Source organism: Mycobacterium simiae (genome assembly GCF_010727605.1).
GTDB classification, from domain to species: Bacteria; Actinomycetota; Actinomycetes; order Mycobacteriales; family Mycobacteriaceae; genus Mycobacterium; species Mycobacterium simiae.
Map to the genome: position 1 here is coordinate 266,790 of NZ_AP022568.1, position 20,074 is coordinate 286,863.

Annotated in this window: 18 protein-coding genes and 1 pseudogene; 11 read left to right on the plus strand and 8 right to left on the minus strand. The window is 67.6% G+C overall.

Features of this window, described 5'->3' with window-relative positions; all coding sequences use genetic code 11:
- Positions 1-2: 2 nt before the first annotated feature.
- The 4 genes and pseudogenes from sufC to G6N33_RS01075 all read right to left on the minus strand — a co-directional run bounded on the left by sufC (position 3) and on the right by G6N33_RS01075 (position 4,258).
- A complete protein-coding gene (gene sufC / locus G6N33_RS01060; protein ID WP_101528793.1) occupies positions 3-773 on the minus strand; it encodes a Fe-S cluster assembly ATPase SufC in 771 nt (256 codons plus the stop codon).
- A complete protein-coding gene (gene sufD, locus G6N33_RS01065) occupies positions 770-1,957 on the minus strand; it encodes a Fe-S cluster assembly protein SufD (RefSeq protein ID WP_044511414.1) in 1,188 nt (395 codons plus the stop codon). Before sufD ends, sufC begins: the two co-directional genes overlap by 4 nt.
- Complete coding sequence (sufB, locus tag G6N33_RS01070) at positions 1,957-3,411, minus strand: Fe-S cluster assembly protein SufB (protein ID WP_044511412.1); 1,455 nt, start codon at positions 3,409-3,411, stop codon at positions 1,957-1,959. Before sufB ends, sufD begins: the two co-directional genes overlap by 1 nt.
- Positions 3,408-4,258, minus strand: a pseudogene (locus G6N33_RS01075) (helix-turn-helix transcriptional regulator). Before G6N33_RS01075 ends, sufB begins: the two are co-directional and overlap by 4 nt.
- Before the next feature lie 67 nt (positions 4,259-4,325).
- Here G6N33_RS01075 and mptB point away from each other — a divergent pair.
- The 4 genes from mptB (at position 4,326) to G6N33_RS01095 (ending at position 8,869) form a co-directional block, all read left to right on the plus strand.
- Positions 4,326-6,044, plus strand: coding sequence for a polyprenol phosphomannose-dependent alpha 1,6 mannosyltransferase MptB (gene mptB, locus G6N33_RS01080; RefSeq protein WP_044511411.1), 1,719 nt, complete (start codon positions 4,326-4,328; stop codon positions 6,042-6,044).
- Positions 6,041-7,003: an ABC transporter ATP-binding protein gene (locus tag G6N33_RS01085; RefSeq protein WP_408632756.1), complete on the plus strand. Its 963-nt coding sequence runs from the start codon at positions 6,041-6,043 to the stop codon at positions 7,001-7,003. Before mptB ends, G6N33_RS01085 begins: the two co-directional genes overlap by 4 nt.
- Positions 7,004-7,074: 71 nt before the next feature.
- On the plus strand, positions 7,075-7,785 hold the full coding sequence (locus G6N33_RS01090; RefSeq protein ID WP_408632780.1) for an ABC transporter permease: 711 nt from the start codon (positions 7,075-7,077) through the stop codon (positions 7,783-7,785).
- Between the two features lie 148 nt (positions 7,786-7,933).
- On the plus strand, positions 7,934-8,869 hold the full coding sequence (locus tag G6N33_RS01095) for a COX15/CtaA family protein (protein WP_163771752.1): 936 nt from the start codon (positions 7,934-7,936) through the stop codon (positions 8,867-8,869).
- On the opposite strand, the gene G6N33_RS01100 is transcribed toward G6N33_RS01095, so the two are convergent.
- Complete coding sequence (locus G6N33_RS01100) at positions 8,819-9,508, minus strand: hypothetical protein (protein ID WP_044511404.1); 690 nt, start codon at positions 9,506-9,508, stop codon at positions 8,819-8,821. The two genes, G6N33_RS01095 and G6N33_RS01100, sit on opposite strands and share 51 nt — an antisense overlap.
- A 19-nt stretch (positions 9,509-9,527) precedes the next feature.
- Here G6N33_RS01100 and G6N33_RS01105 point away from each other — a divergent pair, with 19 nt between their 5' ends.
- Positions 9,528-10,505 (plus strand): quinone oxidoreductase family protein, encoded by a 978-nt coding sequence (locus G6N33_RS01105; protein ID WP_044513290.1) that lies wholly within the window; start codon positions 9,528-9,530, stop codon positions 10,503-10,505.
- Positions 10,506-10,520: 15 nt separating this feature from the next.
- Here the strand turns inward: G6N33_RS01105 and G6N33_RS01110 are convergent, their stop codons facing one another.
- Positions 10,521-10,916 carry a hypothetical protein gene (locus G6N33_RS01110; RefSeq protein WP_049919299.1) on the minus strand — a complete coding sequence of 132 codons (396 nt, stop codon included), beginning with the start codon at positions 10,914-10,916 and terminating at the stop codon, positions 10,521-10,523.
- 121 nt (positions 10,917-11,037) lie between these two features.
- The gene (locus tag G6N33_RS01115) at positions 11,038-11,964 is read right to left on the minus strand and encodes a heme o synthase (RefSeq protein WP_044511403.1); all 927 of its coding nucleotides are present in this window, start codon (positions 11,962-11,964) and stop codon (positions 11,038-11,040) included.
- Between the two features lie 262 nt (positions 11,965-12,226).
- Here G6N33_RS01115 and tkt point away from each other — a divergent pair, with 262 nt between their 5' ends.
- The 6 genes from tkt (at position 12,227) to G6N33_RS01145 (ending at position 19,238) form a co-directional block, all read left to right on the plus strand.
- Positions 12,227-14,323, plus strand: coding sequence for a transketolase (tkt, locus tag G6N33_RS01120; protein ID WP_044511402.1), 2,097 nt, complete (start codon positions 12,227-12,229; stop codon positions 14,321-14,323).
- A gap of 12 nt (positions 14,324-14,335) precedes the next feature.
- The gene (tal, locus tag G6N33_RS01125; RefSeq protein WP_044511401.1) at positions 14,336-15,457 is read left to right on the plus strand and encodes a transaldolase; all 1,122 of its coding nucleotides are present in this window, start codon (positions 14,336-14,338) and stop codon (positions 15,455-15,457) included.
- Positions 15,454-16,995 (plus strand): glucose-6-phosphate dehydrogenase, encoded by a 1,542-nt coding sequence (gene zwf / locus G6N33_RS01130; protein ID WP_044511400.1) that lies wholly within the window; start codon positions 15,454-15,456, stop codon positions 16,993-16,995. The genes tal and zwf overlap by 4 nt, the downstream gene beginning before the upstream one ends.
- Positions 16,996-17,041: 46 nt before the next feature.
- Positions 17,042-17,953, plus strand: a complete 912-nt coding sequence (gene opcA, locus G6N33_RS01135; protein ID WP_044511397.1) for a glucose-6-phosphate dehydrogenase assembly protein OpcA — start codon at positions 17,042-17,044, stop codon at positions 17,951-17,953.
- Complete coding sequence (gene pgl, locus G6N33_RS01140; protein ID WP_044511396.1) at positions 17,950-18,705, plus strand: 6-phosphogluconolactonase; 756 nt, start codon at positions 17,950-17,952, stop codon at positions 18,703-18,705. Before opcA ends, pgl begins: the two co-directional genes overlap by 4 nt.
- Before the next feature lie 134 nt (positions 18,706-18,839).
- Positions 18,840-19,238 (plus strand): hypothetical protein, encoded by a 399-nt coding sequence (locus G6N33_RS01145; protein WP_044513287.1) that lies wholly within the window; start codon positions 18,840-18,842, stop codon positions 19,236-19,238.
- Positions 19,239-19,241: 3 nt separating this feature from the next.
- Here G6N33_RS01145 and G6N33_RS01150 read toward each other — a convergent pair whose 3' ends face one another.
- A complete protein-coding gene (locus tag G6N33_RS01150) occupies positions 19,242-20,066 on the minus strand; it encodes a DUF1206 domain-containing protein (RefSeq protein ID WP_044511395.1) in 825 nt (274 codons plus the stop codon).
- Positions 20,067-20,074: the final 8 nt, after the last annotated feature.

A 20,074-nucleotide genomic window follows, 5' to 3' on the forward strand; every position in this document is an offset into this window, starting at 1 on the left:
CGTTACGCCCCCGCGGCCGCCGAGGTGAAGCGTTCGTACCCGTGCTCTTCGAGTTCGTCGGCGAGTTCCGGGCCGCCCGACTCGACGATGCGGCCGCCGACGAATACGTGCACGAACTGCGGCTCGATGTAGCGCAGGATCCGGGTGTAGTGCGTGATCAGCAGGACGCCGCCCCGCTCGGCTTCGGCGTAGCGGTTCACGCCCTCGCTGACCACCCGAAGCGCGTCGACGTCCAGCCCGGAGTCGGTCTCGTCGAGGATCGCGATCTTGGGCTTGAGCAACGACAACTGCAAGATCTCGTGGCGCTTCTTCTCACCACCGGAAAAGCCTTCGTTGACACTGCGTTCGGAGAAGGACGGGTCGATGCCCAGATCGTCCATAGCACCCTTGACCTCTTTGACCCAGTGCCGCAGCTTCGGTGCCTCGCCGCGCACGGCCGTGGCCGCGGTGCGCAGGAAGTTAGACATCGACACGCCGGGGACCTCGATCGGGTACTGCATCGCCAGGAACAACCCCGCGCGGGCACGTTCGTCGACGCTCATCGCGAGCACGTCCTGGCCGTCCAGCGTGATCGAACCCGACGTCACCTCGTACTTGGGATGCCCGGCGATCGCGTAGGACAGCGTGGATTTGCCCGACCCGTTGGGGCCCATCAACGCGTGCGTCTCCCCCGACTTCACCGTGAGATCGACACCCTTGAGGATTCCGATGGCGTCGGCGTCGTCGGTGCGAGCGACGCTGACGTGCAGATCCTTGATTTCCAGCGTGGTCATTGGTTCTTGATTCCTTCGGTCAACTCAAGTTCGTGCTCGATGGCCTCGGTGAGCCGGTCCCGCACGGCGGGCACCGCGATCTTCTGGATGATCTCGCCGAAGAAACCGCGCACGATCAGCCGGCGGGCCTGGTTTTCCGGAATGCCGCGGGCCTGCAGGTAGAACAGCTGCTCGTCGTCGAATCGTCCGGTGGCGCTGGCGTGTCCGGCGCCGACGATCTCCCCGGTCTCGATCTCGAGGTTAGGCACCGAGTCGGCGCGGGCACCGTCGGTGAGCAACAGGTTGCGGTTGGTCTCGAAGGTGTCGGTGCCGGTGGCCTCCGCGCGAATCAGCACGTCGCCCACCCAGACGGTGTGCGCGTCGGGACGGTCCGAGTCCGGATCCGCTTGGAGCGCACCCTTGTACAACACGTCCGAGCGGCAGTTGGGCTGCGCGTGGTCGACCAGCAGTCGGGATTCGAAGTGCTGGCCGTCGTCGGCGAAATAGGTGCCCAGCAGCTGAGCGTCGCCACCGGGCGCGGTGAACCGTACCACCGTCGACGTGCGCACCAGGTCGCCGCCGAGCGTCACGTTGACATGCCCAAGCACCGAATCCTTGCCCAGCCGTGCGTGATGCGCACTGACGTGGACGGCGTCGTCGGCCCAATCGGCGATCCAGATCACTCCCACACCGGCCGAGTCGCCGACGATGATCTCGACGTTGTCCGCGTAGGTGCCGCTGCCCCGCAGGTCGACGACGACGATGGCCCGGGCGAGCTCTTCGACGCGAATCTGCAGATGGCCGTAGGCGACCGCTCCTGCACCGGGCCCGGTGATCACGATCTCGACGGGCTTGGCCACCTCGGTGTCACGGGCTACGGTCACCACGGTCGCCGAGTTGAACGACGAAAAGGCTTGCGCGGCAACACGGTCCGTGGGGACACCGCCCTGCCCGAGCCGCTCGTCGCCGCGGCGCACGGTTTCGACCGTCACGCCGGGCTGCTCGCCGACGGTGATCTGGGCCTTACCGGTGGCGCGGGCCGAGCCGTCGTGCAGGCCGCGCAACCGCTTCAGCGGCGTGAACCGCCACAGTTCGTCGCGCCCGTGCGGTACCTCGAAGGCGTCGACGTCGAAGGACGCAAATAACTCGCCCTTGTTGACGGCGGCGAGGGCCGAACCCTCCACCGCCTCAGTCAAATTGCCCACTAGCCGACCGCACCTTCCATCTGCAGTTCGATCAACCGGTTGAGCTCCAGGGCGTATTCCATCGGAAGTTCCTTGGCGATCGGCTCGACGAAGCCGCGCACCACCATCGCCATCGCTTCGTCCTCGGTCAGCCCGCGGCTCATCAAGTAGAAGAGCTGGTTCTCGCTGACCTTCGACACGGTGGCCTCGTGGCCCATCGTGACGTCGTCCTCGCGGATGTCGACGTACGGGTAGGTGTCGCTGCGGCTGATCGTATCAACAAGCAACGCATCGCATTTCACGCTGGAACGGGACCCGTGGGCGCCCTTGTTAACCTGCACCAGACCGCGGTAGGACGCGCGGCCGCCGCCACGGGCCACCGACTTGGAGACGATGTTGCTCGACGTGTGGGGGGCCAGGTGCAGCATCTTGGCACCGGTGTCCTGGTGCTGCCCCTCGCCGGCGAACGCCACCGAGAGCACCTCGCCCTTGGCGTATTCGCCGGTCATCCACACGGCCGGGTACTTCATCGTCACCTTCGACCCGATGTTTCCGTCGACCCACTCCATGGTGGCGCCGGCCTCGGCGCGGGCACGCTTGGTGACCAGGTTGTAGACGTTGTTCGACCAGTTCTGAATGGTCGTGTACCGGCAGCGGCCGCCCGGCTTCACGATGATCTCGACCACCGCGGAGTGCAGCGAATCGCTCTTGTAGATCGGCGCCGTACACCCCTCGACGTAGTGCACGTAGGCGCCCTCGTCGACGATGATCAAGGTCCGCTCGAACTGGCCCATGTTCTCGGTGTTGATCCGGAAGTACGCCTGCAGCGGGATGTCGACGTGCACGCCCGGCGGCACGTAGATGAACGAACCACCCGACCACACCGCGGTGTTCAGTGCGGAGAACTTGTTGTCACCGGCGGGGATCACGCTGCCGAAGTACTGCTTAAAGATGTCCGGGTGCTCGCGCAGGCCGCTGTCGGTGTCCAGGAAGATGACGCCCTGGCTCTCCAGGTCTTCGCGGATCTGGTGGTAAACCACCTCGGACTCGTACTGCGCGGCGACGCCTGCCACCAGGCGCTGCTTCTCCGCCTCGGGGATGCCCAGCTTGTCGTAGGTGTTGCGGATGTCCTCGGGCAGGTCCTCCCAGGAGGCGGCCTGCTTTTCCGTGGAACGCACGAAGTACTTGATGTTTTCGAAATCGATGCCCTCGAGGTTGGAGCCCCAGTTCGGCATCGGTTTCTTCTCGAATGTGCGCAGCGCCTTCAGCCGGGCCTCGAGCATCCACTCCGGCTCGTTCTTCTTCGCCGAGATGTCGCGCACCACCGCCTGTGAGAGACCCCGCCGAGCCGAGGCGCCCGCGACGTCGGAGTCCGCCCAGCCATAGCCGTACTTGCCCAGGGATGCGATCGCCTGCTCCTGGGTCAGCGGCGCAGCCGGAACCGATGGCGTTGTTGCCTCTGGCGTGAGGGTCATACGGACGCTCCTTTGGTGCTCGTAAGGTGCGGGCGCGGGCTGGCGCCGCTTGATGCTAGGTCTTGCTTGCTGCCTTGCCCGCCGCTTGGGTCAGCGGGACGTGGGTGGTGCAGGCGCAATCGCCGTTGACGATGGTCGCCAACCGCTGCACGTGCGTGCCGAGTACCTCGGCCATGGCCTCCCGCTCGGCCTCGCACAGCTCCGGGAATTCCTCGGCGACATGCGATACCGGGCAGTGGTGCTGGCAGATCTGTACGCCGTGCAGCGGCGGACCGACCCGCGTCGTGGTGGCCACGTAACCGGCCTTGGTCAGCGCGCCGGCCACCCGCTCGGCGGCCGCCTCGACGTCGGCGTCACCGGCACCGGCAGCGGGCTGCACGTCGGCCAGGATCGTGTCGATGCGGCGCCGGGCGAACGCCTGCAGCGCGCCCTGTCCCCCGATTTCCCGGAGCTGGCGCATGGCCGCGGCCGCCAGATCGTCGTAGGCGTGGTCCAGCTTGGCCCGCCCGGCCGCCGTCAGCCGGAAGCGCTTGGCGGGCCGTCCCCGGCCGGCCTGCTGCCACGCCGCGGCGGGCGCGGACTCCGCGTCCCCGGCGTCGACCAGCGCGTCGAGGTGGCGCCGTACACCGGCCGCCGCCAGGCCCAGCCGGTCGCAGATCTCGCTGACCGTGATCGAGCCGGATTCCAGCAGCAGCCGCACGATGGCGCGGCGGGTCTGTCCATCCGGCACCCCAGCGAGAGCCGCCGCACCGATCGCGGGCGCGGCCTCATCCTGAGAAGTCCGGATTTTCACAACACCAGTGTGACGCAATTCCGGAAATCGGTCCAGGAAGGGTGCCCTCACCACCCGAACACGCCGGACCGGCGGCCCGGCATCGGGCCGCTACCCGAAGGCATGCCGCTACGCTGCACTGATGGCAGCGCGCCAACACACGCTGAGCTCGTCGATCGCCAGCTTGCATGGCGACGAGCAGGCGGTGGGTTCACCGCTGAATGAGACGGAACTCACCGCTCTTGCGCGCACCCGCTTGTTCGGCGCGACCGGGACCGTCCTGATGGGGATCGGCGCCCTGGGCGCCGGGGCCCGCCCGGTCGTGCAGGATCCGACATTCGGCGTTCGCCTGTTGAACCTGCCATCCCGCATCCAGACGGTGTCACTGACGATGACGACCGTCGGGGCGGTCATGATGACCCTGGCCTGGCTGATGCTGGGCCGGTTCGCGCTCGGCAAGCGGCAGATGTCGCGCGGCGAGCTGGATCGCACCCTGCTGCTGTGGATGCTGCCGCTGCTGATCGCGCCGCCGATGTACAGCAAGGACGTCTACTCCTATTTGGCGCAGAGCCAGATTTCGCTCGAGGGCCTCGATCCCTACCAAGTCGGTCCGGCGTCCGGTCTCGGCCTCGGCCACGTCTTCACCCTCTCGGTGCCCAGCGTGTGGCGGGAGACGCCGGCACCCTATGGCCCGTTGTTCTTATGGATCGGCCGCGGCATCTCGGCCCTGACCGGCGAGAACATCGTCGCCGCGGTGCTCTGCCACCGCCTGGTGGTGCTCGCCGGGGTGGCGATGATCGTGTGGGCGACGCCGCGGCTGGCCCGCCGCTGCGGGGTCGCCGAGGTCAGTGCGCTGTGGCTGGGCGTGGCTAACCCGCTGCTGCTGATGCACCTGGTGGCGGGCATCCACAACGAGGCGCTGATGCTCGGTCTGATGCTAGTCGGCGCCGAGTTTGCGTTGCGCGGCATCGAAGCGCCGCAGCTGTGGCCGCCAACATGGCGGTCCTGGCGCCGGTTGGGTCCCGACTGGGAGCCGTTGGGCATGCTGCTCGCCGGCTCGGTGCTGATCACGCTGTCCTCCCAGGTGAAGCTGCCCTCGTTGCTGGCGCTGGGCTTCGTCACGATGGCGCTGGCTTACCGTTGCGGGGCCAACCTGCGCGCATTTGTGCTGGCCGGCGGCGGCATGGGAGCGCTATCGCTGGCGGTAATGGGCCTGGTGGGCTGGGCCAGCGGGCTCGGGTTCGGCTGGGTGTTCACCCTCGGGACCGCCAACGTCGTGCGGAGCTGGATGTCGCCGCCCACGCTGCTGGCGCTGGCCACCGGCCAGGCCGGCATTCTGCTGGGCCTGGGCGATCACACCACCGCCGTGCTGGCGCTGACCCGGTTCATCGGCGTGCTGATCATCATGGTGCTGGTCACCTGGCTGCTGCTGGCCGTCTTCCGCGGCCGGCTGCACCCGATCGGCGGCCTGGGCGTCGCGTTGGGCATCTGCGTGCTGCTGTTTCCGGTGGTGCAACCCTGGTATCTGCTGTGGCCGATCATTCCGCTGGCCTGCTGGGCCACCCGGCCCGGCTTCCGCGTCGCCGTCATCGTGATCACCCTGGTCGTCGGCATCTTCGGTCCCACCGCCAACGGCGACCGGTTCGCGCTGTTCCAGATCCTGGATGCCACCCTGGCCAGCGCCGTCGTGGTGGCTGTGCTGATCGCGTTGACCTACACCCGGCTGCCGTGGCGGCCGCTGCTGCCCCCCACGCTGGAAATGGGCCCCGCCGAAGCGGTGGTCGATGACGAGGCGGCGCCGACTCCCGGAGCCACCCCTCGATCCGAGTCGGCACCCGGCGCCTACGCTGACTCGACGTGAGTTCGGGCCCCCCAACACCCCCTGCCCCCGCAACAGTGGTGCGGCTGCGCGGGGTGAGCAAGCACTACGGGTCGGGTGCGACCGTCTGTAAGGCCGTCTCCGACCTCAACCTGGATGTGCACGCCGCCGAGGTGCTGGCCCTGTTGGGGCCCAACGGCGCCGGCAAGACGACGACGGTCGAGATGTGCGAGGGCTTCGTCCGTCCAGACGCCGGAACGATCGAGGTGCTCGGCCTGGATCCGGTCGCCGACAATGCGCGACTACGCGCCCGCATCGGGGTGATGCTGCAGGGTGGTGGCGGCTACCCCGCAGCGCGTGCCGGGGAGATGCTCGATCTGGTCGCCTCCTACGCCGCCGACCCGTTAGATCCGAGCTGGCTGCTGTCCACTCTGGGTCTGACCGATGCCGCGCGCACCACTTATCGGCGGCTCTCCGGCGGCCAGCAGCAACGCCTCGCCCTGGCCTGCGCGCTGGTCGGCCGCCCCGAACTGGTTTTCCTGGACGAACCCACCGCGGGCATGGACGCGCACGCCCGGCTGCTGGTGTGGGAACTGATCGATGCCCTGCGCCGCGACGGGGTGACGGTGGTGCTGACCACCCACCAGCTCAAGGAGGCCGAGGAACTCGCCGACCGGATCGTCATCATCGACCGCGGCGAAACCGTCGCGGCCGGCACCCCGGCGGAGCTGACCCGCTCCGGCGCCAAAGACCAGGTGCGATTCACCGCACCGCCGCGGCTGGACCTCTCGCTGCTGGCGTCGGCCCTGCCCGAGGACTACAAGACCACCGAGGTGACCCCGGGCGAGTACCTGGTCGAGGGACCGGTCGACCCGCAGGTGCTGGCGACGGTGACGGCGTGGTGCGCCCAGATCGATGTGCTGGCAACGGATCTGCGCGTCGAACAACGCAGCCTCGAGGATGTGTTCTTGGACCTCACCGGCAGGAAGTTGCGACCGTGACCGACAGCTTCGCCCCGCTGTTCCCGGCGGGCACCTTCACCCCGGATCCGCGCCCCAATGCGGTACCGAAGATGCTGGCCGCGCAATTCGGGCTGGAGCTGAAGTTGTTGCTGCGCAACGGCGAACAACTGCTGCTGACCATGTTCATCCCGATCACGCTGCTGGTGGGATTGACGCTGTTGCCGTTCGGCTCCTTCGGGCACAACCGCGCCGCGACCTTCACCCCGGTGATCATGGCGCTGGCGGTGATCTCGACGGCGTTCACCGGGCAGGCGATCGCGGTGGCCTTCGACCGCAGGTACGGGGCGCTGAAGCGGCTGGGGGCCACGCCGCTGCCCGTCTGGGGAATCATCGCCGGCAAATCCCTGGCCGTGATCACCACGGTGTTTCTGCAGTCGATCATCTTGGGCGCCATTGGGTGCGCGCTGGGCTGGCGGCCCGCCCCGGCGGCGCTCGCGTTGGGTGCGGTGGTGATCGCGCTGGGCACCGCCGGCTTCGCGGCCCTGGGCTTGCTGCTCGGTGGGACGCTGCGCGCCGAGATCGTGCTGGCGTTGGCCAACCTGCTGTGGTTCGTCTTCGCCGGCCTGGGTGCCCTGACCCTCGAGACCGACATGATCCCGGCGGCGGTCAAGTGGGCGGCGCGGCTCACCCCGTCCGGCGCGCTCACCGAAGCGCTGTCGCAGGCGATGACGCTGTCGGTTGACTGGTTCGGTGTCATCGTGCTGGCGGTCTGGGGTGCGGTGGCCGCCCTCGCCGCGCTGCGCTGGTTCCGCTTCACCTGACGGTTCGACCCCACTTCCGGTTCGCCGCGGCGACACCGACGCCGTTGTCAGCGAGTTGAGTCTCGAAGCAAAAGCCCGTACTACAGGCCGTAGTTTCGGCCGCTACCGTTGGGCCTACGATCGGGCGGTGGGCCTGCGACGAACGCTGATGCGGTTGGTGGACTTGCTCCCCGAGCCCCGCCCTCGCGTCCAGCGCATCATCGCCGCGACCGTGATCCTGTCCCAGGGTGGCATTGCCGTTACCGGCTCGATCGTGCGCGTCACGGCGTCCGGCCTGGGCTGCCCCACCTGGCCGCGGTGTTTTCCGGGCAGCTTCGTCCCGGTCACCGTCTCCGAAGTGCCGCGGGTGCACCAGGCCATCGAGTTCGGCAACCGACTGTTCAGCATCGCGGTGGTCATCACCGCGGCATTGGCGGTGCTGGCGGTGACCCGGGCCCGGCGGCGGGGCGAGGTGCTCGCCTACGCCTGGTTGATGCCGGTGTCAACGGTGGTCCAGGCGGTGATCGGCGGCGTCACGGTGCGCACCGGGCTGCTGTGGTGGACGGTCGCCATTCATCTGCTGGTCTCGATGACGATGGTGTGGCTGTCGGTGCTGCTCTACGTCAAGGTCGGCGAGCCCGACGACGGCGTCGTGCACGCGCGGGTGGCCAGGCCGCTGCGGGCGCTCACCGCACTCGCCGCGGTGAACGTGGCGGCGGTGCTGGTGACCGGAACGCTGGTGACCGCGGCCGGCCCGCACGCCGGTGACCGCAGCCCGAGCCGGACGGTGCCCCGCCTGAAAGTCGAGATCACCACGCTGGTGCATCTGCATTCCTCGCTGCTGGTCGCCTACCTCGCCCTGCTGGTCGGGTTGGGCTTCGGGCTGCTGGCCGTCGGCGCTGCGCGTCCCATCGTGGTGCGGCTGGGCGTGCTGCTGGCCCTGGTGTGCGCCCAGGCCGCCGTCGGCACCACCCAGTACTTCACCGGCGTCCCGGCCGCCCTGGTAGCCGTTCACGTCGCGGGCGCCGCAGCCTGTACGGCGGCCACCGCGGCGCTATGGGCGTCGATGCGAGAGCGGACCAAGGCCCAGCCGCTCGCAGGCTGACGCCACGGCGAGTGCGAACGAGCGCTCGGCCCGGTCGCGCGCTTTGGTGTCCAGCAGCCGCCAATCCAGGGACGGCGCAATCACATTCACGTCCACGACCCGCACCGGTTCTGGTGCGGTCACGTCCACCCGCGCGTACAGCAGCTCGCTGCTGCGGATGCCCGCGCGGTCAGCGGCCGCCGCAATGGCGGCATATCCGACATCCCAGGACTCGAACTCGGGCTGGACCGCATGCGTCGCAGCCACCGCGTGTGATTGCTCACCGCCGACGAAGATCAACGACACCGTCTCCTCCCGCACATCCCCGAACAGTGTTGGCACGCCGGCACTCTCGATGTCCTCCAGGTAGCGCGCAGCGGAATTCCAGGTGACAACCGCCGGCGGATTCAACAGGTTTTTGACCCGGGCGGTCCACTGTAGGAACTCGTCGCGGCGCGCCCGCCAGTCCTGCGCGGTGCGCAGGATCACCAGGTCCGCATGCAAAATATCGGCGAAATCCCAGGACATCCAGCGCGAATGCAGACCGCGGCGGCGCAGCGCCGCGACCAACCCCGCGTCGTCGGCCTCACCGGCGGGCCGCTGCGGGCACCCGGCCAGCACGACGCGGGGGTGGAAGACATCCGGGCGGGCAAGCTTCATGCCCGGGCATGATATCCAGATGCACGCAATCGAAATTAGTGAAACGGGCGGTCCCGAGGTCCTGCGTTACGTCGATGCCAAACAACCTGAACCCGGCGAGGGTGAGCTGTTGGTCGAGGCAGAAGCCATCGGCGTCAACTTCATTGATACCTATTTCCGGTCCGGCCAGTACCCACGCCCGCTGCCGTTCATCCTGGGCTCCGAGGTATGCGGCACCGTCGCGGCGCTGGGCCCCGGCACGGACGAGAGCTTCCAGGTCGGTGACCGTGTGGTGTCCGCGGCGGCGACCGGAGCATACGCCGAATTTGCCGTTGCGCCAGCTCATTTGACGGCCAAGCTGCCCGACGGGATCAGCTCCGAGGTCGCGGCCTCGGTGTTGCTGAAGGGACTGACCGCACACTATTTGCTGAAGTCGGTCTATCCAGTACAAGCCGGCGACACGGTGCTGGTGCACGCGGGCGCCGGTGGGGTCGGGCTGATCCTGACCCAGTGGGCGCACTTGCTCGGCGTCCGGGTCTTCACCACCGTATCGACACCGGAAAAAGCGAAGCTGTCCACGCAAGCCGGCGCCGACGAGGTGCTCTCCTACCCCGAGGACGCCGCGCAATTCGGCCAGCAGATCCGGGATCTCACCGGCGGGATTGGCGTCGCGGCGGTGTACGACGGCGTCGGCGCCAGCACGTTCGACGCCAGCCTGGCCAGTCTGGCGGTCCGGGGCACGCTGGCGCTGTTCGGCGCGGCCAGCGGCCCAGTACCGCCGGTGGATCCGCAGCGGCTCAACGCCGCGGGCTCGGTGTTTTTGACCCGGCCGACGCTGGCTCATTTCATGCGCACTCCCCAGGAGTTCAGCTGGCGCGCCGATGAACTGTTCGACGCGATCGGCACCGGGTCGATCAGCATCGAAGTCGGGGGCCGCTACCCATTGGCCGAAGCCACCCGCGCCCACCAAGATCTGCAGGGACGCAAAACGACCGGCCCGATCGTGTTGCTGCCCTGAGTAATTCGGGTCGGGTCACGCCTTGGGGCAGAAGATGCCGAGGATCTGCTGGCAGTTGTCCCGGTTGATCAGACCCGGTGGCGCTGGCGGTGGGGGTGGCGGCGGATCGTCGCCGTCCCAGATGTTTTGTGCGACGTTGCCCTGCCCGAAATAGACGTAGTAGTAGGTGTGGCAAATGCTGTTGTCCCAAACCACGGGGTTGGTCACGTGATTGCCGGTCGGCGGTAGCGGTTGCCCGGGACACCAGCGGCAGGGGCCCTGCGAGTGGTCATTCGGGCAGCCCGGCCAGGCGTCCAAGGGCACCGGCCCGGGCGCGGCGGCGGCAATACCCGTCGTGAGGCCGGGGCTGGCCACGAACAACCCGGCCGACAACAGCCCGCGGGCGATCGATGTTCGGACGCGATCCGCCATGGGCTGGTCCCTTCGGCACGGTTTGCTGCTGAAGGTCAGTATTGGCCCGCATCCTGGGCGCCGGCTAGGTTTCGGCTAAGTGAAAGCGGCCGGGAGAATGGAAGCCGGCGCGGGGTGGCTACTACAGCAGCGTCGGCAGGGCGATCACCGAGTCGATGGCCAACGCGCAGAACACCACCGCCAGGTAGTTATTGGACTGCAGGAACAGCCGCAGCGGCTTGACCGGTTCGCCGGCGCGCACCCCGGCGTAGAGCTGGTGGGCCATCGCTAGGAACCACACCCCGGCAACCACGGCGACGGCCGTGTACAGCCAGCCGGTGGCCAGCGCCAACACCATGGTCGCCAATACGGTCAGCCAGGTGTAGATGAGGATCTGCTTGGTGACCTGACGCTCGGTCGCCACCGCGGGCAGCATGGGCACGCCCGCCGATTTGTAGTCGTCCTTGTAGCGCATCGCCAGCGCCCAGGTGTGCGGCGGCGTCCAGAAGAAGATGATCGCGAACATCGCCAGCGCCGGCCAGCCGATGGTGCCGGTGACGGCCGACCAGCCGATCATCACCGGCATGCAGCCGGCGGCGCCTCCCCAGACCACGTTCTGCGAGGTGCGGCGTTTGAGCAGCAGCGTGTAGACGAACACGTAGAACGCGATCGTCGCGACGGCGAGCAGGCCGGAGAGCAGGTTCGTCGTCCACCACAGCCAGACGAACGAGCCCACGGTCAGCGCCAACCCCATGACCAGCGCGTTGCGCGTCGGGACCGCCGCCCGGGCCAACGGGCGACGCGCGGTGCGCTTCATCAGCTTGTCGATGTCGGCGTCGGCCACGCAGTTCAGCGTGTTGGCCCCCCCGGCCGCCAGCATCCCGCCGATCAGGGTGTTGAGGATCAGCAGCGGGTTGACGTGGCCCCGGTGGGCCAGCAGCATCGCGGGAATCGCGGTGACCAGCAACAGCTCGATGACACGCGGCTTCGTCAGCGCCAGGTAAGCCAGCACCGATCCGCGGATTCGGCTTGGCGCTCGGGTTGGCTCGAAGCGCCCGCGAACGCTCACGCAATAACTCCTTGGGGTGCAGCGGGGCGCAGGATCTACTACGCACGATGGTAGACCGCGCTACCACCGCGGCCAGCCTCCAGGGTCTATTCACCAAGAATTTCCCGCCGGCGGCCTTGAATGCAAGCTTGCTCGCGGGGGCGTGCGCAGCCACAGCGGGCGCGGGATACCCCGGATCCCATACTGCAAACGCCGGCACTCCCGCACTAGGGTGAGCATTGATCGGCGCTACGAATTTCGGCCACCCCAAGGACTGACGCCTGTGACCACACTCGAAGAGATCTCCACGCTGACCCGACCGCACCACCCGGACGACTGGACCGACCTTGACACGGCCGCCGTCGACACGGTGCGGGTGCTGGCCGCCGATGCGGTGCAAAAGGTCGGCAATGGGCACCCCGGCACGGCGATGAGCCTGGCGCCGCTGGCCTACACGCTGTTTCAGCGCACGCTGGTGCACGATCCCAGCGACACCCACTGGCTCGGCCGCGACCGGTTCATTCTGTCCGCCGGCCACAGCAGCCTGACCCTCTACCTGCAGCTCTACCTGGGCGGGTTCGGCCTGGAATTGTCCGACATCGAGTCGTTGCGCACCTGGGGGTCCAAGACACCCGGGCATCCGGAGTTCCGGCACACCAAGGGAGTTGAGATCACCACCGGTCCGCTGGGCCAGGGCCTGGCCTCCTCGGTCGGGATGGCGATGGCGGCGCGTTACGAGCGCGGCCTTTTCGACCCCGACGCGCCCCCGGGTGAGAGCCCGTTCGACCACCACATTTTCGTGATCGCCTCCGACGGCGATATCGAGGAAGGCGTCACCTCCGAGGCGTCGTCGCTGGCGGCCGTCCAGCAGCTGGGCAACCTGATCGTGTTCTACGACCACAACCAGATCTCGATCGAGGACGACACCAACATCGCGTTGTGCGAGGACACCGCCGCCCGTTACGAGGCCTACGGCTGGCACGTCCAGCGGGTCGAGGGCGGCGAGAACGTGGTCGGGATCGAGGAGGCCATCGCCAACGCTAAGGCCGTCACCGACCGGCCCTCCTTCATCGAGTTGCGCACGATCATCGGTTATCCGGCGCCCAATCTGATGAACACCGGCAAGGCGCACGGCGCGGCCCTCGGCGACGAGGAGGTCGCCGCCGTCAAGAAGATCCTGGGCTTCGACCCCGACAGGACGTTCGAAGTGCGCGACGAGGTCATCGCCCACACCCGCAAGCTGGTGGCCCGGGGTAAGGAAGCGCATGAGAAATGGCAGGCCAAGTTCGACGCTTGGGCCCAACGCGAACCCGAGCGCAAGGCGCTGCTGGACCGGTTGACGGCGGAGGAGTTACCGGACGGCTGGGACGTCGACCTGCCGCATTGGGAACCGGGATCCAAGGAACTGGCCACCCGCGCCGCGTCCGGCAAGGTGCTTTCGGCGCTGGGACCCAAACTGCCCGAGTTGTGGGGCGGTTCGGCCGACCTGGCCGGCAGCAACAACACCACCATGGATGGTGTCAAATCCTTTGGGCCGCCGTCGATTTCGACCAAAGACTACACGGCCGACTGGTATGGCCGGACACTGCACTTCGGGGTCCGCGAGCACGCCATGGGCGCCATCTTGTCCGGCATCGTGCTGCACGGACCGACTCGTGCCTACGGCGGCACCTTCCTGCAGTTCTCCGACTACATGCGCCCCGCGGTGCGGCTGGCGTCGCTGATGGACATCGACACCATCTACGTGTGGACGCACGACTCCGTCGGCCTGGGCGAAGACGGCCCCACCCACCAGCCGATCGAGCACCTGGCGGCATTGCGCGCCATCCCGCGGTTGTCGGTGGTGCGTCCGGCCGATGCCAACGAGACGGCGTACGCCTGGCGCACAATCCTGGCCCGCGGTAACGGCAGCGGACCTGTCGGTTTGATCCTGACCCGCCAGGGCGTGCCGGTGCTGCAGGGCACCAGCCTCGAGGGTGTCGCCCGCGGCGGCTACGTGCTCGGCGGCGGGGATGACGGCGACGAAGAGCCCGACGTCGTCCTGATCGCCACCGGCTCGGAGGTTCAGCTGGCGGTGGGCGCCGCAAAGTTGTTGGCGGACAAGGACATCATCGCGCGGGTCGTGTCGATGCCGTGCGTGGAGTGGTTCGAGTCCCAGCCGGCAGAGTATCGCGATAGCGTGCTGCCACCGTCGGTCTCGGCCCGGGTGGCCGTCGAGGCGGGCGTCGCCCAGTCCTGGCACAAGCTGGTCGGGGACACCGGAAAGATCGTCTCGATCGAGCACTATGGCGAATCCGCCGACGCCAAGACATTATTCCGCGAGTTCGGCTTCACCGCGGAGGCCGTCGCTGCCGCCGCGGAAGAAGTAGTCGACAACTGAGAAAGGCGAATCATGAGCACTCAGAACCCCAATCTGGCGGCCCTGTCCGCCGCGGGAGTGTCCGTGTGGCTGGACGACCTGTCGCGTCAGCGGCTGCACTCGGGCAACCTGCAGGAGCTGATCGACACCAAGAGCGTCGTCGGCGTGACCACCAACCCGTCGATCTTCCAAAAAGCGTTCGCGGAGGGCGATTCCTACGCCGAGCAGATCGCCGAACTGGCCGAGCGCGGCGCCGATGTGGACGCCACGGTTCGCACGGTCACCACCGACGACGTACGCAACGCCTGCGACGTCCTGCGGCGCGAATGGGAAGCCTCCGACGGCGTGGACGGACGTGTCTCCATCGAGGTCGACCCGCGGCTGGCCGCAGAGACCGACAAGACCACCGCGCAGGCCGTCGAGCTGTGGAAAATCGTCGACCGCCCGAACCTGTTCATCAAGATTCCGGCCACTAAGGCCGGCATTCCTGCCATCACCTCCGTTCTGGCGGAAGGGATTTCGGTCAACGTCACGCTGATCTTCTCCGTCGAGCGACACCGCGAGGTGATGGACGCCTACCTCGCCGGTTTGGAAAAGGCCCGTGAGGCCGGGCACGACCTGTCCAAGATCCACTCGGTGGCATCGTTTTTCGTCTCCCGGGTGGACACCGAGATCGACAAGCGACTGGAGAAGATCGGCACCGCGGACGCACTCGCGTTACGCGGCCAGGCCGGTGTGGCCAACGCCCGACTGGCGTACGCCGCCTATCAAGAGGTATTCGAGGACGGCGAGCGTTTCCAGGCCCTGAAAGCCGACGGCGCCCGAGTGCAGCGGCCGCTGTGGGCGTCCACCGGTGTCAAGAATCCCGACTACTCCGACACGCTCTACGTCACCGAGCTAGTCGCGCCGTTCACGGTAAACACCATGCCAGAGAAGACAATTGACGCCGTCGCCGACCACGGCATCATCACGGGCAACACCATTGCCGGCACCGCCGAGGCGTCGCAGGGCGTGTTCGACAAGCTGTCGCAGGTTGGGATCGACGTGACCGACGTCTTCCTGGTCCTCGAGAAGGAGGGCGTGGACAAGTTCGTCGAATCGTGGACCGAATTGCTGGACGAAACGCAGAAACAGCTGAGCGCCAGCAACAAATGACGCCAAGTTCTGACAGCGCGCAGTGGCGCAATCCACTGCGAGACAAAGACGACAAGCGGCTACCCAGAATCGCCGGCCCGTGCGCCATGGTGTTGTTCGGTGTCACCGGCGACCTGGCCCACAAGAAGGTGGTGCCCGCGGTCTACGACCTGGCCAACCGCGGCTTGTTGCCGCCGATGTTTTCACTGGTCGGCTTCGGCCGCCGAGACTGGGACCACGATGCGTTCGCCCAGGTGATCCACGACGACGTCAAGCAGTACTGCCGCACCCCGTTCCGGCAAGCGATCTGGGAGCGGCTGGCCGACGGATTGCGTTTCGTGCGTGGCGAATTCGACGATGACGCCGCGTTCGCCAGGCTGGCCGAAACACTCGACAAGTTAGACGCCGAGCGCGGCATCGGCGGCAATCACGCGTTCTACCTGGCGATCCCGCCGAAGTCGTTTCCGGTGGTGTGCGAGCAGCTGCACTCCTCGGGGCTGGCCCGTCCGCAGGAAGACCGGTGGAGCCGGGTCGTCATCGAGAAACCGTTCGGCCACGACCTCAAGAGCGCGTGCGAGCTCAACCACGTAGTCAACTCGGTGTTTCCCGAAGAATCGGTGTTCCGCATCGACCACTACCTCGGCAAGGAGACGGTGCAGAACATCCTGGCGCTGCGCTTCGCCAACCAGCTGTGGGATCCGATCTGGAATGCGCACTACGTCGACCACGTCCAGATCACCATGGCCGAGGACATCGGGCTGGGCGGTCGGGCCGGCTACTACGACGGCATCGGCGCGGCCCGCGACGTGATCCAGAACCACTTGATGCAGCTGCTGGCGTTGACCGCGATGGAAGAGCCGGTCAGCTTCACACCCGGGGCGCTGCAGGCTGAGAAGATCAAGGTGCTTTCGGCGACTCAGCTGGCACAGCCACTCGACGAGACCACCAGCCGCGGCCAGTACGCGGCCGGCTGGCAGGGCGGCGAGCAGGTGGTCGGATTGCTCGACGAGGAGGGGTTCTCCAAAGAGTCCGCGACCGAGACCTTCGCGGCGATCACACTCGAAGTGGACACCCGACGCTGGGCCGGCGTTCCGTTCTATCTGCGCACCGGAAAGCGCTTGGGCCGCAGAGTGACAGAGATTGCCCTGGTGTTCAAACGGGCACCGCATCTGCCGTTCGACGCGACCATGACCGACGAGCTCGGCGCCAACGCGTTGGTCATCCGGGTGCAGCCCGACGAGGGCATCACGCTGCGGTTCGGGTCTAAAGTTCCCGGCGCAATGGAGGTCCGGGATGTCAACATGGACTTCTCCTACGGGTCGGCGTTCGCCGAAGATTCGCCCGAGGCCTATGAGCGGCTGATCCTGGATGTGCTACTCGGTGAACCCTCCCTGTTCCCGGTCAATGAGGAGGTCGAATTGGCTTGGCAGATCCTCGATCCCGTCCTCGAACATTGGGAGTCGCACGGGAAGCCGGAGCCCTACGAAGCCGGCACCTGGGGACCCGCCTCCTCCTTCGAGATGTTGCGCCGAACCGGCCGGGAATGGCGGCGGCCGTGATGCGCGGCGACGACGCAGGGCGTAGCGATGTGAGGGGCTGGCTGTCATGATCGTCGATTTACTCGACACCACGACCACCGCCGTCAACAAGAAGCTCGACAAGCTGCGCGAGCAGGCCGGCGTGGTGATGATGGGCCGGGTCGGCACGCTGATCATCAAGTCGGACAACGACACCCTGCTCGAGGAGGCCATCGAGGCCGCCAACGCCGCCAGCCACGAACACCCCAGCCGGGTGTTGGTCGTGGCCGCGGGCGACATCGACGGCCGCGACGCGCGGCTGGACGCCCAGGTGCGGGTCGGCGGCGACGCCGGCGCCGGCGAGGTCGTGGTGTTGCGGCTGTCCGGTCCGCTGTCCGGCCACGCCGCCAGCGTCGTCATCCCGTTCCTGCTTCCCGACATCCCGGTCGTGGTGTGGTGGCCGGATGTGGCTCCCGCCGTTCCCGCCCACGATCCGTTGGGCAAGTTGGCCATTCGCCGCATCACCGATGCCACCAACGCCGACGACCCGCTGGCGGCGATCAAGAGCCGGCTGCCCGGCTACACCGCCGGGGATACCGATCTGGCCTGGGCACGGATCACCTATTGGCGCGCGCTGCTGACCTCCGCCGTGGACCAGAAGCCGCACGAGGAAATCGAATCGGCCGTGGTTTCCGGCCTACGCACCGAGCCCTCGCTCGACGTGTTGGCCGGCTGGTTGGCCAGCCGCATCGACGGGCCGGTGCGCCGGGAAGTCGGCGAGCTCAAGGTCGAACTGGTGCGCAAGACCGAGACCATCACGCTGAGCCGGCCGCAGGAGGGAACGACGGCGACGCTGAGCCGGACCGGCCGGCCGGACGCACTGGTTCCGTTGGCACGCCGGGAAACCCGCGAATGCCTGGCGGAGGATATGAGGCGCCTGGACCCCGACGAGGTCTACTTCAGCGCGCTCGAAGGAATCGACAAGGTGCAGTACGCGTGAACACGGCAGTAGAAGTCTTTCCCGACAGCGACGCCCTGGTGCAGGCCGCCGGGCACCGACTCGTGGAGACCATTCGCGCCGCGGTGGCCGCACGGGGACGTGCCCTGATCGTGCTGACCGGCGGGGGTAACGGCATCGGCCTGCTGAAATACCTGCGCGCCCAAGCCGACCAGATCGACTGGTCGACGGTGCACCTGTTCTGGGGCGACGAGCGCTATGTTCCCGAGGACGACGACGAGCGCAACGAGAAGCAGGCGCGGCAGGCACTGCTCGACCACATCGACATCCCCTCGAGCAATGTGCACCCGATGGCCGCCAGCGACGGCGAATTCGGCGGTGATCTGGCCGCCGCGGCGCTGGCCTACGAACAACTGTTGGCGGCCAACGCCGGACCCGGCCAGCAGGTGCCGAATTTCGACGTGCATCTGCTCGGCATGGGACCCGAGGGCCATATCAACTCGCTGTTCCCCGACACCCCGGCGGTGCTGGAGACCACCCGCATGGTGGTCTCCGTGGACAACTCCCCCAAACCCCCGCCACAACGAATCACATTGACTATCCCGGCGATTCGGCGTTCCCGGGAAGTGTGGTTGTTGGTCTCCGGGGCGGCCAAGGCGCAAGCCGCAGCCGCGGCGATCGGCGGCGCCCCGCCGGTCGAGATACCAGCGGCCGGAGCCGTCGGCCTCGAAACCACGCTGTGGCTGCTCGACCAGGAGGCCGCCGCCAAGCTGCCCGCCCACCCCACCGGCTGACCAGATCGCACCCGCGGCTCCGGCTCGAGCGGGCAGGCCAGCCACCGTCGCAGTGGTGATTGCGCACGTAGAATTCGATGTTTCCGGGGTTTCTTCAGCTCCCCGCGGTTCTCCGTGGTTCCCCCGCGGTCATAATTGCCGTCATGGCAGACAAGACGGTGCGCAGCTCACCCGAGCGGAACCGGCTCAAGACCCTCACCCAGGCGGCATTGAATGCCGACAAGACGGTCGAACAGGTCGAAGACGTGCTCGAGGGCCTGGGTAGGACAATGAACGAGCTCAGCAGCTCCTTGACCCGGTTGAACGGCACCGTCGAGCGCCTCGAGGGCGGCCTCGACCATCTGGAAGGAACTCTGGCGAACCTCGACGAGCTGGCCAAACGGCTCATTGCGCTGGTCGAACCGGTAGAGGCCATTGTCGGGCGCATCGACTACATCGTGAGCGTGGGCGAGACCGTCATGTCGCCGCTGTCCATGACCGAGCATGCGGTCCGCGGGGTGGTGGACCGGCTGCGGAGTCGGCCGTCCCGGTAGCGGCTACATCTTGGTCAGGCGGGCCATCGCAAAGCTGTACAAGCCGTAGGTGACGATGCCCAGCGCGGCGCCGATCAATAGCACCCGGCCATACGGCTGGGCGCCCAACGTCTTGAGGGCTCCATCCAACCCGGTCGCCTGTTGCGGCTGCGAGTGCAGCGCGGCGCCAATGACTAGTGCGCCCGCGGCGACGATCACCAGCCCTTTGCCGATATAGCCGACGACTCCCAGCCGCCGAATTAGGCTGCCCGAGTTACCGTTCAGATCGTCGAGGAAGGTGCGGCTGGCGCCCTTGTAGACGTGGTAGCCGCCCACCGCGACCACGGTCACACCGCAGAGCACCAGCGCGACGGTGCCGGGGGTGCTCTGCATCAGGCGCGCGCTGATCGTCGAATTCTGCTGGTCGGCCGACCGGCCGGCGCCCCGGGCGAACCCGACCGCGGAGTACGCGAGCGCGAGGTAGACCACCGCGAGCGCCAACGCCTTCGCCCGCTCCAGCGCTCCCGACGAGGAGCCGTCCCGCTGGTCGCTGGACCGGCCCAGTACGGTCTCGACCAGCCGCCACCAGCCCAGTAACAACAGCGCGGCCGCGACGAACCACAACGCGACGGGCCCGCCGGGCTTGCCCGCCAAGGTAGCCAGCGCGCCGGTTTGATCCGCCGTGGCACGCTCGCCGAACGCGATTCGGACGGCGAGGTAGCCGACCAGCAGGTGCAGCAGGCCGCTCACCACGAAGCCGGCCCGCGCCAGTCGTTCGAAGACCGGGTGCTGGGCCACGCGCGCCGCCGATGCAGACGGGGTCTGTCGGGACGACATCGGATCGGGCATGCTTCCTC